This window comes from Ferrovibrio terrae, assembly GCF_943371255.1.
GTDB classification, from domain to species: domain Bacteria; phylum Pseudomonadota; class Alphaproteobacteria; order Ferrovibrionales; family Ferrovibrionaceae; genus Ferrovibrio; species Ferrovibrio terrae_B.
Genome location: NZ_CALRUC010000114.1, coordinates 1 through 14032, shown reverse-complemented (window position 1 = coordinate 14032; position 14032 = coordinate 1). Strand labels below are relative to the sequence as shown.

13 protein-coding genes are annotated in these 14032 nt (G+C 64.3%); 8 read left to right on the top strand and 5 right to left on the bottom strand.

Annotated features, from left to right (window positions below):
- Window positions 1-1704 (top strand): ABC-F family ATP-binding cassette domain-containing protein (locus tag AAG799_RS18945; RefSeq protein ID WP_341898375.1); only part of this gene is annotated, 1704 nt, incomplete at its 5' end.
- A 78-nt stretch (window positions 1705-1782) separates the two neighbouring features.
- Here the strand turns inward: AAG799_RS18945 and AAG799_RS18940 are convergent.
- Together AAG799_RS18940 and AAG799_RS18935 are read right to left on the bottom strand one after the other, a co-directional pair.
- Window positions 1783-2241 carry a DNA polymerase III subunit chi gene (locus tag AAG799_RS18940; protein ID WP_341898373.1) on the bottom strand — a complete coding sequence of 153 codons (459 nt, stop codon included), beginning with the start codon at window positions 2239-2241 and terminating at the stop codon, window positions 1783-1785.
- Window positions 2242-3744 carry a leucyl aminopeptidase gene (locus AAG799_RS18935; protein WP_341898371.1) on the bottom strand — a complete coding sequence of 501 codons (1503 nt, stop codon included), beginning with the start codon at window positions 3742-3744 and terminating at the stop codon, window positions 2242-2244.
- Between the two features lie 175 nt (window positions 3745-3919).
- On the opposite strand from AAG799_RS18935, the gene lptF reads away from it, so the two are divergent.
- Genes lptF through rsmA form a run of 6 tightly spaced genes read left to right on the top strand, consistent with a single transcriptional unit; the run spans window position 3920 to window position 11388 of the window.
- A complete protein-coding gene (lptF, locus tag AAG799_RS18930) occupies window positions 3920-5026 on the top strand; it encodes an LPS export ABC transporter permease LptF (protein ID WP_341898370.1) in 1107 nt (368 codons plus the stop codon).
- Window positions 5026-6120 (top strand): LPS export ABC transporter permease LptG, encoded by a 1095-nt coding sequence (gene lptG, locus AAG799_RS18925; RefSeq protein WP_341898369.1) that lies wholly within the window; start codon window positions 5026-5028, stop codon window positions 6118-6120. The genes lptF and lptG overlap by 1 nt, the downstream gene beginning before the upstream one ends.
- Window positions 6117-8270, top strand: coding sequence for an LPS assembly protein LptD (lptD, locus tag AAG799_RS18920; protein ID WP_341898368.1), 2154 nt, complete (start codon window positions 6117-6119; stop codon window positions 8268-8270). Before lptG ends, lptD begins: the two co-directional genes overlap by 4 nt.
- Window positions 8271-8278: 8 nt before the next feature.
- On the top strand, window positions 8279-9532 hold the full coding sequence (locus AAG799_RS18915) for a peptidylprolyl isomerase (protein ID WP_341898367.1): 1254 nt from the start codon (window positions 8279-8281) through the stop codon (window positions 9530-9532).
- Between the two features lies 1 nt (window position 9533).
- Window positions 9534-10577, top strand: a complete 1044-nt coding sequence (gene pdxA / locus AAG799_RS18910; RefSeq protein ID WP_341898366.1) for a 4-hydroxythreonine-4-phosphate dehydrogenase PdxA — start codon at window positions 9534-9536, stop codon at window positions 10575-10577.
- Window positions 10561-11388, top strand: coding sequence for a 16S rRNA (adenine(1518)-N(6)/adenine(1519)-N(6))-dimethyltransferase RsmA (gene rsmA / locus AAG799_RS18905; RefSeq protein WP_341898365.1), 828 nt, complete (start codon window positions 10561-10563; stop codon window positions 11386-11388). Before pdxA ends, rsmA begins: the two co-directional genes overlap by 17 nt.
- 16 nt (window positions 11389-11404) lie before the next feature.
- Here the strand turns inward: rsmA and gmk are convergent, their stop codons facing one another.
- Together gmk and AAG799_RS18895 are read right to left on the bottom strand one after the other, a co-directional pair.
- The gene (gene gmk / locus AAG799_RS18900) at window positions 11405-12061 is read right to left on the bottom strand and encodes a guanylate kinase (protein WP_341898364.1); all 657 of its coding nucleotides are present in this window, start codon (window positions 12059-12061) and stop codon (window positions 11405-11407) included.
- A 5-nt stretch (window positions 12062-12066) separates the two neighbouring features.
- Entirely contained in the window at window positions 12067-12963 is an 897-nt protein-coding gene (locus tag AAG799_RS18895) for a YicC/YloC family endoribonuclease (RefSeq protein ID WP_341898363.1), read from the bottom strand.
- A gap of 68 nt (window positions 12964-13031) precedes the next feature.
- Here AAG799_RS18895 and AAG799_RS18890 point away from each other — a divergent pair, with 68 nt between their 5' ends.
- On the top strand, window positions 13032-13799 hold the full coding sequence (locus tag AAG799_RS18890; RefSeq protein ID WP_341898362.1) for an SDR family NAD(P)-dependent oxidoreductase: 768 nt from the start codon (window positions 13032-13034) through the stop codon (window positions 13797-13799).
- Window positions 13800-13804: 5 nt separating this feature from the next.
- On the opposite strand, the gene AAG799_RS18885 is transcribed toward AAG799_RS18890, so the two are convergent.
- Window positions 13805-14032 (bottom strand): endolytic transglycosylase MltG (locus tag AAG799_RS18885; RefSeq protein ID WP_341898361.1); only part of this gene is annotated, 228 nt, incomplete at its 5' end.

The window sequence follows — 14032 nt, the reverse complement described above, 5'->3', positions numbered from 1 at the left end:
TCGGGCGAGCAGAGCCCGATTGCCTATGTGCTGGCCGCCGATACCGAGCGCGAGGCGCTGCTGATCGAGGCCGACGAGCTGGAGAATTCCACCAGCATGGAGGATGCCGAGCGCATCGCCGCCGTGCATATGCGGCTGGCCGAGATCGATGCCCATACCGCGCCAGCGCGTGCCGCCGTCATCCTCGCCGGTCTGGGTTTCGATGAAGCGGCGCAGAACCGCCCGCTGGAAAGCTTCTCCGGCGGCTGGCGCATGCGCGTGGCCTTGGCCGGTTGCCTGTTCTCCGAGCCCGACCTTTTGCTGCTCGACGAGCCGACCAACCATCTCGATCTCGAAGCCTCGCTCTGGCTCGAAGGTTATCTGAAGACCTATCCGCGCACGTTTTTGCTGATCAGCCACGACCGCCATTTCCTGAACAGCGCCATCGAGCACATCCTGCATATCGACAACACCAAGCTCGTGCTCTACCGCGGCAACTACGACACGTTTGAGACCGAGCGTCGGCTACGCATGGAACAGCAGACCGCCTTTGCCACGCGCCAGGCCGAACAGCGCAAGCATATGGAAGAGTTCGTCGCCCGCTTCCGCGCCTCGGCCTCGAAAGCACGCCAGGCGCAGAGCCGGTTGAAGATGCTGGCCAAGATGCAGCCGATCACGGCGGCCATCGAAGATCCCACCGTGATCTTCCGCCTGCCCGATCCGGAAGAACTGCCGCCGCCGCTGATCGTGCTCGACCATCTCACCGCCGGCTACACGGCCGACAAGCCGGTGCTGCGCAATCTCGACCTGCGCATCGACATGGAAGACCGCATCGCCATGCTGGGCGCCAATGGCAACGGCAAGTCGACGCTGGCCAAGATCCTCGCCGGCACGCTGAAACCGCAAGCAGGCCGCATCCAGCGCTCAGGCAAGCTGCGCATCGGCTATTTCGCCCAGGACCAGGACGAGGTGCTGGACGAAGACCGCACGCCGGTCGAGCATCTGGCCGACCTGATGCCGAAATGGACCATCGAGCAGCTGCGCACGCGGCTCGGCAGCTTCGGCCTGACGCGCGAAAAGGCGCAGACGGTGGCCGGCAAGCTCTCGGGCGGCGAACGCGCGCGCCTGCTGTTTGCCATGGTGACCTACCATGCGCCGCATCTGCTGATTCTCGACGAACCGACCAACCATCTCGACATGGATACGCGCGATGCGCTGGTGCAGGCGGTCAACGAGTTCAAGGGCGCCGTGATTCTCGTCAGCCATGATCGCCATATGGCGGAAGCCTGCGCGGATCGCTTCTGGCTGGTCGGCGACGGCACGGTGCAGGATTTCGACGGCGATCTCGACGATTATGCCAAACTGCTGGCCGACCGCCGCCGCACGGCAGCGAGCACGGTGAAGCTGAAAGGTGGCGGCAAGGCCGTCGATGCCTCCGCCGACCGCAAGGCCGACCGCAAGGCCGCGGCGGCCGCGCGCCAGGCGCTGGCGCCGCTGCGCATCGCCGTGCAGACCGCCGAGAAGGCGATGGCGAAGCTCAATGCCGAGAAGATGCGGCTCGATGCCACGCTCGCCGATCCCGACACCTATACGAAACTGGCGCCGGCGAAGCAGGCCGAGCTGCAGAAGCAGCATGGCGATCTGGTGAAGCAGCTGGAAGCAGCCGAGGAAGCCTGGCTCGACGCCCAGGCGAAACTGGAAGAAGCCCAGGCGGAAGCGGCGTGACACCCTCACCCTCCCACCGCTTCGCGGCGGGGCCCTCCCTCTCCCGCTTGCGGGAGAGGGTTGGGGTGAGGGCCTTACTTACCCTTCCGCTTTCTTGACCCAGCCGCCGGTGTCCTCAGACTGCTGCCAGTAGGTCAGTTTGTGGCCGGCGTCTTTCGCGCGTTTCCAGCGCTGGCGCGCGGCATCGACGGCGGCATCGTCGTTGCCGTCGAACAGGTCGCAGACGCGGGTGTAGGGCGAAACATCCGCCGCATCGGCGCCATCGACCAGGAACAGCACATCGGCCTGGTTCGGCCGCTCATCCTCGATGGTGAGATAGATCGGCTGCCGGTCGGGGAAGCCGTCGGCCTTGAGGCCATGCGGCAGGAAGCTGTTGCTGCCATAGCTCCACAGCTCGCCGTTCAGCGCCTCGATGCGTTCGGCGCTGCCGCCTTTCACCACCGCCTTCCAGCCGCGCTGCAGGGTCTTTTCCAAAAGCTCCGGCAGCACCTGGTCCAGGCGCCGCCGGGTCAGATGGTAGAACAGCAGCTCGGTCACTTACCGATCTTCGTAGTGATCGGCGACCAGCCGGTTGAGCAGCCGCACGCCGAAGCCGGTGGCGCCCTTGGGCACGGTGGGCTTGTCCTTCTTGCTCCAGGCCACGCCGGCGATGTCGAGATGCGCCCAGGGCGTCTTGTCGACGACAAAACGCTGCAGGAACTGCGCCGCGGTGATCGAACCGGCGCCGGCGCCGGGGCCGGCGATATTCTGCATGTCGGCGATCGGCGATTTCAGGGCTTCGTCATAGGCTTCCGCCAGCGGCAGGCGCCACAGCAGCTCGTCCTCGACCTTGCCGGATGCGCTGAGCTGCTCCGACAGGCGGTCGCTGTTGGAGAACAGGCCGGCATGCTCATGGCCGAGCGCGATGATGATCGCGCCGGTCAGGGTGGCGAGATCGACCATGAACTGCGGCTTGAAGCGCTGCTGCGTGTACCACATGGCATCGCACAGGATCAGGCGGCCTTCGGCATCGGTGTTCAGAACTTCAATGGTCTGGCCCGACATCGAGGTGACCACATCGCCCGGCCGCTGCGCGGTGCCCGACGGCATGTTTTCCACCAGCGCCACGACGCCGACGGCATTGACCTTGGCCTTGCGGCCGGCGAGGGCTGCCATGGTGCCGATCACCGCGCCGGCGCCGGCCATGTCCCATTTCATCTCTTCCATGCCACCGGCCGGCTTGATCGAGATGCCGCCAGTGTCGAAGCAGACGCCCTTGCCGACGAAGGAGACCGGCTTGCCGCCCTTCTTGCCGCCAGTCCACTGCATGATGACGAGCTTGGACTCGCGCTCCGAGCCCTGGCCGACGCCGAGCAGCGCGCCCATGCCAAGCTTTTTCATTTCGCGCTCGCCCAGCACCTCGACCTTGACGCCGAGCTTGGCCAGCTTGCGGCATTCCGCCGCCAGGCTTTCCGGGTAAATCACATTGGCCGGCTCGGTCACCAGGTTGCGGGTGATGGTCACGCCATCGGCCAGCTTGTCGAGCGGCTGGTACATCTTCTTGGCCACCGGAGCGACCGCCGAGAGCACCGACACCGCCTTGAGCGAAGGCTTGTCCTTGTCCTTCAGCTTGGTGCGGTATTTATCGAACCGGTAGCTGCCCAGCCGGACGCCCAGGGCGGCGCGGGCGGCGGCCTCGGCGGCCGGCAGCAGGGTGCCCTTCAGCACCTCGGCGGCAATCGCCAGATTGTCCTCACCCGCGGTCATCAGCCGTTTGACGCCATCGGCGCCCAGCGCCTCATAGGCGGCCGGCTTGACCTCGGTGGTCTTGCCCAGGCCAGCCAGCAGGACGCGGCCGAGGCCGGCACCGGGCGCCAGCACCTCCAGCCACTGCCCCTTGCCCCCGGTAAAGCGCGCCGCAGCGGCCATCGCCTTACCCAGCGCGCCACCACAGGCCTTGTCCACCTGCTGGCCGAGCGGGCCGAGCTGGCGGCCATCGCCGACCACCAGAATCAGGCTGCCGCGTTTCGGGGGTTTGGCGTCGACGATCTCGATTTTCATGATGCTCCAATCCGGGCAAAAAGCTGTGGTGGACCGGTCGGGGACTATAGCGGTCCCGGCCTTGCCCGATCAATCGGCCCGGGCCGCCGAATCGCCGATTTTGCCTTATGGACCAAGTCGTTCTTTTCAGGCCGAGGCTGTGGCGAGCGGGGGCGGAATCGCTATACTGCGCGGCATGCGCGGGGTCGTCACTTACATCATGCGCCAGATCGCCTGGCCACTGGGATTTGCCACTCTCACCCTGACCGGGGTGATCTGGCTGACCCAGTCGTTGCGGTTCATCGACCGCATCGTCAACAACAACCTCGCCTTCAACGATTTCTTCTATCTGACCCTGCTGGTTCTTCCCAGCATCGTGGCCATCATCCTGCCGGTCGCCGGCTTCTGCGCCGCGCTCTACGCCTTCCACCGCCTGGCCAGCGATTCCGAAGTGGTGGTGCTATCCGCAGCGGGCTTCAGCCGGCTCAGCCTCGCCCGCCCCGCCATGATCATCTCGGCCGGTGTCATGGTGGTGATGTATGCCATCCTGCTGTACCTCATGCCGCTGGGCTCACGCACCTTGCGCGCCACGCAATATGAATTCCGCAATGATCTTGCCGGCATGGCCATTCTGGAAGGCGTGTTCAACACACCCACCACCAACCTGACCGTCTATGTGCGTGAACGCGACAGCAATGGCGACATGCTGGGCGTGCTGGTGCATGACAACCGCAATTCAGCCAGTCCGATTACCATGCTGGCCGAGCGCGCCACTTTGCTGCGTACGCCGCAAGGCCCTCGCCTTTACATGGTCAGAGGCAACAGGCAGCAGATCGATGGCGAGCATAAATCGCTATCGCTGCTGTATTTCGACAATTACAGCCTCGATCTCGATTCCTATGCCCAAAAGGAAGGCCAAGCCTGGCGTGAGCCATCCGAGCGCTATCTGCATGAATTGTTCAAGCCGGATATGAAAAATCCGGACGATGTGCAGCACTATGCCAAGCTGATCGTTGAAGGCCATCGCCGCCTGGTGACACCGCTCTATGCACCGGCCCTGATCCTGATTGCGATCGCCAGCGTGATCGGCGGCGAGTTCAACCGCCGCGGCCAGGGCCAGCGCCTGGTGCTCGGTGCCGCCTTTGCCATCCTGCTGCAGGTGCTCAGCCTGAGCGTGACCCAACTTGCGGTCAAAACCCTTGCGCTGATTCCATTGATGTATGCAGTCCCCGTGCTTGCCATTGCGGCGGCAGCCCTCGCCCTGCGCGAACCGATCCTGCGCACCGCGCCGCGGCCTGCCTGATGCGCCAGTCCACAACCCTTTCGCTCTATTTCGGCCGCCACTTCCTGGTGGCAATCCTGACCGTGCTGGTGGTGCTGGCCGTACTGGCGTTCAGCTTCGACGCGGTCGAGATGCTGCGTCGCGCCAGCGGCCGGGCTGATGCGACCCTGGATCTGGTCTTCGAGATGTCGCTGCTCAAGCTGCCATCTCTGATGACCAAGCTGTTTCCGTTTGCCGTACTGTTCGGTGGCATGCTGGCGCTGAGTCGCCTGACGCGGTCGCAGGAACTGACCGTCAGTCGCGCCGCCGGTGTCTCGGTCTGGCAGTTCCTCTTCCCCGGCATAGCGCTGGCCCTGTTGCTCGGCATTTTCCTCGTCACCGTCTATAACCCGCTCAGCGCAGCAATGCTGGCCCGCTATGAGAATATCGACGCCAAGGTGATGCGCGGTCGCACCAGCATGCTGGCGGTATCATCCAGCGGCCTGTGGCTGCGCGAGGCCGATGCTTCCGGCCAGGTCGTGGTACATGCCCTGCGCGTGGCGCAGCAGGGTGTGGAACTGCGCGATGCCATCCTGTTTTACTACGAGGGCCGCGACACCTTCGTGAAGCGCATCGATGCCTCCGTTGCCTATCTGGATCAGGGTCACTGGCGCCTGCAGAATGCCATCGTCAGCTATCCGAACCGGGCTGCCGAGCGCTATGAGAATCTAACGGTGCCGACAACGCTGACCTATGACCGTATCCAGGAAAGCTTCGCCTCGCCGGCAACCATCTCCTTCTGGGAACTTCCGTCGTTCATTGCCACTCTGGAATCCGCCGGCTTTTCCGCGATGCGGCACCGGCTGCACTTCTACACGCTGCTGGCCTCACCGGTGCTGCTCTGCGCCATGCTGCTGATCGCCGCCAGCTTCAGCCTGCGCCTGACGCGGCGCGGTGGCATCGGCACCATGCTGGCCGGCGGCGTCGCGGCCGGCTTCCTGCTCTATTTCACCGTCGAACTGATGCAGCCCTTTGGCCTCAATGGCACACTGCCGGTTCCGCTCGCCGCATGGGCGCCCACTGCGGTCTTTGTCATGCTCGGGATTTCGCTGCTGTTTCATCTGGAGGACGGATGAGCGCGCGGCGCAGCGGCTTACTGCATGCAGCAATCCTTGCCTTGCTGCTGTCCTATTCCGCGCAAACCCAGGCACAACCGAACGAAGCGACGGCAACCGGCACGAATGCGCCGGTTTTGCTGACGGCTGATCGGCTCAACTACAACCAGTCACTCGGCATTGTCACCGCCGAGGGCAAGGTGGAGTTGTCGCAGGGCAGCCGCACGCTGCTGGCCGATATGGTCAGCTACAACGAACGCGATGACAAGGTGACGGCCACCGGCAATGTCTCGCTGATGGAATCCAGCGGCAACGTGCTGTTCGCCGAATATATGGAACTGACCGGCGGCATGCGGAACGGGTTCATCCGCGATGTCTCCTTCCTGCTCACCGATATGTCGCGCGGCGCCGCGGTCCAGGCCGAACGCAAGGACGGCAACCGCACGATCATGAAAAAAGCGGTCTACACGACCTGCTCCCTGTGCGAGAGCGACCCGACCCGGGCGCCGCTGTGGCAGGTCAAGGGCCGTGAGGTTGAGCACAACGAAGCCGAGCAGGACATCACATATCGCGATGCGATCTTTGAAATGTTCGGCATTCCAATTCTGTATTCACCGTATTTCAGCCACCCGGACCCGACGGTAAACCGCCGCAGCGGCTTCCTGCCATTCCGTTATAGTAACAATCCATTCTTCCAGCAGGCGATTCAGACCCCCTATTTCTATGTAATCGATGACTACAGCGACCTGACGGTAACGCCACAGTATTCGACCCGCCAGGGCCCCTTCCTGGCCACCGACTACCGTCAGCGTACGGCACGGGGCGAATTCCAGGTTGATGGCAGCGTGGCCGATGAAGATGTCAGCGGCGATGTGCGCGGCCATATCCGTGCCAACGCTGCCTTCCGTGCCACGGACGATATTACCTACGGCGCAAATATCCTGCGCTCGACCGACGACACCTATATGAGCCGATATACCATCCAGGATCGCCCGGCCGGCAATACCCTGGTCAGTCGGGTTTATGGCGAAGCGATCAATAACCGTCATTTCGCCAGCCTGAATGCCTTCTCCTTCCAGAATCAGCTGGCCCGCGTGCGCAACAGTACGGTGCCGGTGGCCGTGCCGGTCATGGATTATTCGGCGGTCTTCGAGCCCGGCGATTACGGCGGTCGCTGGGGCCTGGATGCGAATATGGTGTCATTGATGCGGGATCAGGGCACGGATATGCGGCGCCTGTCATCTACCGTATCCTGGGCACAACCCTACTATTCACCAGGCGGCGAAGTCATCACTGCGACGGCAATGGTGCGTGCCGACGGCTATTGGTCGGATGATGTCAACCAGAGCCTTGTGCCTGGCTCTACCGGCGATTCCGTCGCGACCGGCCGCGTCCTGCCGGTCGTCGCGCTAGACTGGCGCTATCCGATGATCCGCGATGAAGGCCGCATGCGTCAGCTGATCGAGCCGATCGTCATGGGCGTGGTCAGCCCCTATGGCGGCAACCGGAGCGATATTCCGAATGAAGATTCCGTGAGTTTCGAATTCGATGAAACCAACCTGTTCTCACTCAGCCGTTTCCCGGGCTACGACCGCTGGGATGGCGGACCGAAGCTGAATTACGGCATGCGCATGGCGGCTTATGGCGAGAATGCCGGCTATGTGGAATTCCTCGCCGGCCAGTCCCTGCGCGCCAAGACCGACGACACATTCACCGCCGCATCTGGCCTCGGTGATCAGTTCTCTGACTATGTCGGCCGCCTCACCGTCTCGCCGGGCCGCTACATCCAGCTGGTCGATCGGGTTCGCTTGGCACAGAACAGCAGCTTTGAGGTCCGGCGCCACGAGCTGGGCACAACCCTTGGTTCCACTGCGAACAATATCAGCGTTTCCTATGCCGATCTCACCAATACCGATTTTCTGCGGCAAACCGGGCGACAGGAAGCCATTGCTGCCACCATGCGGTTGCAGCTGACGAAGTACTGGGCGACGGAAATTCGCCATACCCGCGATTTGAAGGATGATGGCTCTTTGCTGAACTTCGGCGGCTTGCGCTATACTGATGAATGTTTTGACATCATCCTGTTCGCCGAGCGCGCTTTCACAGTGAATCGAGACATTCAACCTTCGACAACCATTGGCGTCCGCTTCAGGATCGCTTCGTTCAACTGAGCCCGCCCATGCACCGCCTGATCGCTCTTGTCGTTTTCATCCTGGCCAGCGCCGTTGCAATCCCGCTTCACGCGCAGGACCAACAACGGATCGTTGCCCTGGTGAATGATGAAGTCATTTCGCTCCGCGACCTCAACGAGCGGATGCGGATCATCATGGCGACAACCCGCCTGCCCGATAATAACCCCGAGATTTTGCGGGCCGTGCGCGAACAGGCCCTCCGCTCGCTGATCGACGAGCGCCTGCAGCTGCAGGAGTCGAAGCGGCGCAATCTTGCCGCGACCCAGCAGGATGTGGACAGCGCCGTCGCCATGGTCGAACGCCAGATGAATATCCCGTCCGGCCGGTTTGAAGAATACATCCGGCGCTCCGGTGTCGACCCTACGGCTGCCGTCACGCAGATCCGCACGGAGCTGACCTGGAACCGCATGGTGCGCGCCCGCGTCGGCGCCCAGGTTACCATCACCGAACAGGAGATCGACGAGGCAATTGCCCGACTGAAAGCCACCGTCGGGCAGACCGAAGACCTGTTGTCGGAAATCCTCGTTCCAGTCGACAGCCCCGATCAGGAAGAGCCGCAGCGTCAGCTGGCGCTGCGCGTTGCCGAACAGATTCGGGGCGGTGCGAATTTTCCGGCCCTGGCGCGCCAGTTCAGCCGCGGCACCACCGCAGCCAATGGCGGCGATGTCGGCTGGGTGCAGCGCGGCACCCTGAATGAGGAAGTGGATGCTGTTGTCGCCAAAATGAACAAGGGCGAAATCTCCGAGCCGATTCGCACAGTTGGCGGCTGGCAGATCATCGCGCTGCGCGAGCGCCGCCGCATCTCCCTGCCCGGTGTCGAGGAAAACCGGGTCACGCTGAAGCAGATGCTGCTGCCCCTCTCAGCCAATGCTCCGGCGGCCGAGGTGGATGCAGCGGTCGCCAAGGCACGTGAGGCCCGTGGCGGCATCAAAAGCTGCGACGATGTGGAGGCCGTGGCGGCGAAATACGATGCACCCGGCTCAGGCAGCCTGGGCACGCTGCGCGTCGGCGACTTGCCGGAAAGCTTCCGGCAGGCGGTGATTCCATTGAATGTCAATGAGACCTCGCAGCCGGTACGCGCATCCCGCGCGGTCCACCTCTTCACGCTCTGCGCCAAGGAAGATGCCGGCGGCCTGAACCGGAATGAAGTGCGCAACACGATCTTCGGCCGCCGCGCCGAACTGATGGCCCAGCGCTATATCCGTGAACTGCGGCGCGATGCCACCATCGAATTCAGATAAGGTGGCGGATTCCGCAAAGCGGATTACTGTCCCGGCACTGTCGACCCCGCTTGCCCTGACCATGGGCGAGCCCGCCGGCATCGGTGGCGAGATTTCCTTGCAGGCCTGGCTGCGCCGTGGCGAAGCCGGCCTCAGCCCCTTCCTGCTGCTCGACGATCCGCACCGCCTGCAGGCCATCGCCACGCAGCATGGCTGGGCCGTGCCGCTGCAGGTCGTGGCCGAACCGGAAGACGCCATCGCGGTGTTCGACCACGCCCTGCCGGTTCTGTCCGTTCCCCTGCCTGCCATCCCGCAGCCCGGCATCCCCGACCGATTGAATGCGCCCGCCGTGCTGCATGCCATCGAATTAGCTGTGACGCTCTGCCGCAATGGCAGGGCTGCAGCACTGGTGACCAACCCGATCCACAAGGCCGCCCTCTATGATGCCGGCTTCAGCCATCCCGGCCATACCGAGTTCCTCGCCGCGCTGTGCGATGTGGCTCGGCCGGTGATGATGCTGGCCTCGGACCGCCTGCGCGTGGTCCCCGTCACCATTCACGTGGCCCTGCAACGCGCCATCGAGCTGCTGGATACCGACCTGATCGTGGAGACGGCACGGATCACGGCGCATGACCTGCGGGAGAAATTCGGCATCCGTCAGCCACGCCTGGCGATTGCCGGTCTCAATCCGCATGCCGGCGAGTCCGGCAGCATGGGCAAGGAAGACGCCGCCATCGTGGCGCCCGCTGTGGCGCGTCTGCGCGCCGAGGGTATCGATGCGCGCGGGCCCCTGCCGCCCGACACCATGTTCCATGCCGAGGCGCGTGCCAGCTACGATGCCGCGATCTGCATGTATCACGACCAGGCCCTGATCCCGATCAAGACGCTGGATTTCGATACCGGTGTCAATGTGACGCTGGGCCTGCCGGTGATCCGCACCTCGCCCGACCACGGCACCGCCTTCGACATCGCCGGCCAGGGCATCGCCAAGCCCGACAGCCTGATCGCCGCGCTGAGAATGGCCGCGGCCATGGCCGCGCACCGGACCCATGTCAGCCAGCGTTGAGGCGCTGCCGCCGCTCCGCGAGGTGATCGCGCAGCATGAACTGGCCGCGCGCAAGGCGCTGGGCCAGAATTTCCTGCTTGACCTCAACCTGACCCGCAAGATCGCCCGCGCCGCGATGCCCTGGACGGCCGCGCAGGCCGTGATCGAGATCGGCCCCGGTCCCGGCGGCCTGACCCGTGCCCTGCTGCTGGAAGGCGCCCCGCGCGTGATCGCGGTGGAGCGTGACGAACGCTGCCTGGCGGCCCTGCAGGCTGTGGTCGACGCCGCCGCCGGCCGCCTGACCCTGCATGCCGGCGACGCGCTGGAAACCGATTTCAACACATTGGCGCCGCCACCGTGGCAGGTGGTCGCCAACCTGCCCTACAACATCGCCACGCCGCTGCTGCTCGGCTGGCTGGCGCAGCCGCAGAATTTCACCCGCATCACCGTGCTGGTGCAAAAGGAAGTGGCCGAACGGATGGCGGCCAAGCCCGGCGGCAAAACCTATGGCCGCCTGGCCGTGGCATCGCAATGGCGCGCCGACGTGCGGCTGCTGTTCGATATCGGCCCGCAGGCCTTCGTGCCGGCGCCGAAGGTGACGTCCACCCTGGTGGAACTGACACCACGCGCGGCCCTGGCCGAGGCCGAGCCGGCCAAGCTCGAACGGGTGACGGCGGCGGCCTTCAACCAGCGCCGCAAGATGCTGCGCGCAGCCCTGCGGTCGCTATGGCCGGATGCGGATGCCAAGCTGGCACAGGCCGGCATCGATCCGACGCGGCGCGCGGAAACGCTGTCGATCGAGGAATTCTGCGCCTTGGCGCGCTTGCTGTAGTCAGTTGCTGCTGTAGTCAGCGGCCTTCGCGCAGCTGTTTGACAAAATCGACCAGGCCGACGCCGCGATGGCGTTTCAGCCGCTCGGCGCGCAGGATGGCATCCACTTCGGCCAGGCAGCGATCGACATCGTCGTTGATCACGACATAGTCGTATTCGGCCCAGTGGCTGATCTCGTCGGCCGCTTTCGACATGCGCTTGGCGACTGTCTCGGCCGAATCCTGCGCCCGCGTATGCAGGCGCTTTTCCAGGTCGCGGGTCGATGGCGGCAGGATGAACACGCTGACCAGATCGTCGCGCGCGCGCTGGCGCAGCTGCTGGGTACCCTGCCAGTCGATATCGAACAGGATGTCCTGTCCGGCCGAGAGGCGCTTCTCGACCTGCTCGCGCGGCGTGCCGTAATAGTAGTCGAACACCTTGGCATGCTCGAGCAGTTCCTGGCGATTCACCATCAGGCCGAAATCGTCGGAACCAATGAAATGGTAATGCGTACCGTCGATTTCGCCGGGCCGGCGCGGCCGCGTGGTCACCGACACCGAAAGATGCAGGTTGTCATCGCGCTCAAGCAGGCGGCGCGAGATCGTGGTCTTGCCCGCGCCCGAGGGCGAAGACAGCACCAGCATCAGGCCGCGGCGGGCCACAGTGATCGGGGCCGGCATGGCCTTACTCGACATGCGCTTTACTCGACATTCTGGGCCTGCTCACGCAAACGGTCGATGACCAGTTTGAGATCGAGGCCGATGGCAGTGAGCCCGGCATCGAAGGACTTGGAGCACAGCGTATTGGCCTCGCGATTGAATTCCTGCATCAGGAAATCCAGCTTGCGGCCGACGCCCTTGGCATCGCCGCCGCCGATCAGGCTGCGCGCCGCTTCGACATGGGCCTTGAGGCGGTCGAGTTCCTCGCGGATATCCAGCCGGGTGATCTGCAGCGCCAGCTCCTGCGCCAGACGCTCCTCGCTCACCGGCGGCTTCTGCGCCAGCAGATCGTCCAGCTGCATCCGCAGGCGACGACGCAGGGCTTCAGGACGCACCGCCTCCACGCCGGCAGCACGCGCCGTGAGGCTGGCGATGTCGTTGAATTGGCCACTCAGCACTTCGGCCAGCTTGGCGCCTTCGGCATTGCGGCTTTCCACCAGGCGATCCAGTGCAGCAGCAAAGCTCTGCTTGAGGGCGGCTTCAAGCGCCGCGCGCTCGGCTTCATCCTCGGTCACGCCGCCAACCGGCTCGACCACGCCACGCACGGCCAGCAGGCCATCCAGTCGCGGCGCGCCGACACCGCGCGCCTCCAGCCTGGTGGCGATGGTGAGCAGCTGCTCCAGCAGGGCCTCGTTCAGGCGATAGGCCGGGGCGGCTTCTGCGCTCTCGATGAAATTCAGGTTGAGATTGACGTTGCCGCGCACCAGCTTGGCCTGCGCCTGGCTGCGCAGTTCGGCCTCGATCGCGTCGAATCCCGGCGGCAGACGGAAGCGCAGCTCCAGCCCGCGGCCGTTGACCGACTTGAGTTCCCAGATCCAGGCCTTGTTGCCAACGCGTCCATCGACGCGGGCGAAGCCGGTCATGCTGACAAGCGACACGATTCCCCCGAAAGTGTTACGGTGCGCCGCACTATAGTGAAAAACCGCCGGGGGGTCGAGGCTAAGCCATGGAGCAAACACCGCTTTCAGGCATTATCATCACCGGGGCATCGAGTGGAATCGGCCAGGCGCTGGCCGAACTCTATGCCCGCCCTGGCGTATTGCTGGCACTGACCGGCCGCGATACAGACCGCCTGAATGCCGTGGCCGACACCTGCCGCAACCGCGGCGCCATCGTCGAGGCCGAGACGGTGGCCGTCACCGACCGCGCAGGCATGCAGTCTTTCATCGCGCGTATTGCATCGAGAAGCCGCCTCGATCTGGTGATCGCCAATGCCGGCGTCGGTGGCGGTTTCAAGACCTGGGACCAGTTCGATGGCCATGTGCGGGCCATCACCGATGTGAATATCGGCGGCGTGCTGAATACGGTAAATCCAGCCGTGCCGATCATGGTGCAGCAGGGTGGCGGCCAGATCGCCATCGTGTCGTCGATGGCGGGATTCTTAAGCATGCCGGGTGCCGCGCCCTATTCCGCGACCAAGCATTTCGCCCGCTCCTATGCCGAGGAGCTGCGCGGCATGCTGGCGCCGCAGGGCATCAGGGTATCGGCGATCTGTCCGGGCTTCGTGGTCAGCCGCATGACCGCGCGCAACAAATTCCCGATGCCTTTCCTGATGGACACCGAAAAGGCAGCCGACATCATCCTGCGCGGCCTGGCCGCCAATCGCGGGCGCATCGCCTTCCCCTGGCCGATGCTGGCGATCATCCGCGTCCTCGGCCTGTTGCCTTATCCACTGCTGGACTGGATCCTGCGCCGCAGTCCGGCGAAGGACTGATCCTGTTAGCGCCGCTGTGTGGCGCGATAGGCTGCCACATTCTTCAGGTGCTGGTCATAGGTGGCGGCGAAGACATGGCCGCCCTTCCCATCTGCCACGAAATACAGGAAGCCATGGCTTTCGGGCTGCAGCACGGCGGCGATGCTGGCGCGGCCGGGATGATTGATCGGCGTCGGCGGCAGGCCGTCGATGGTATAGGTGTTCCACGGGCTCGGCTGCGCCAGATCATTCAG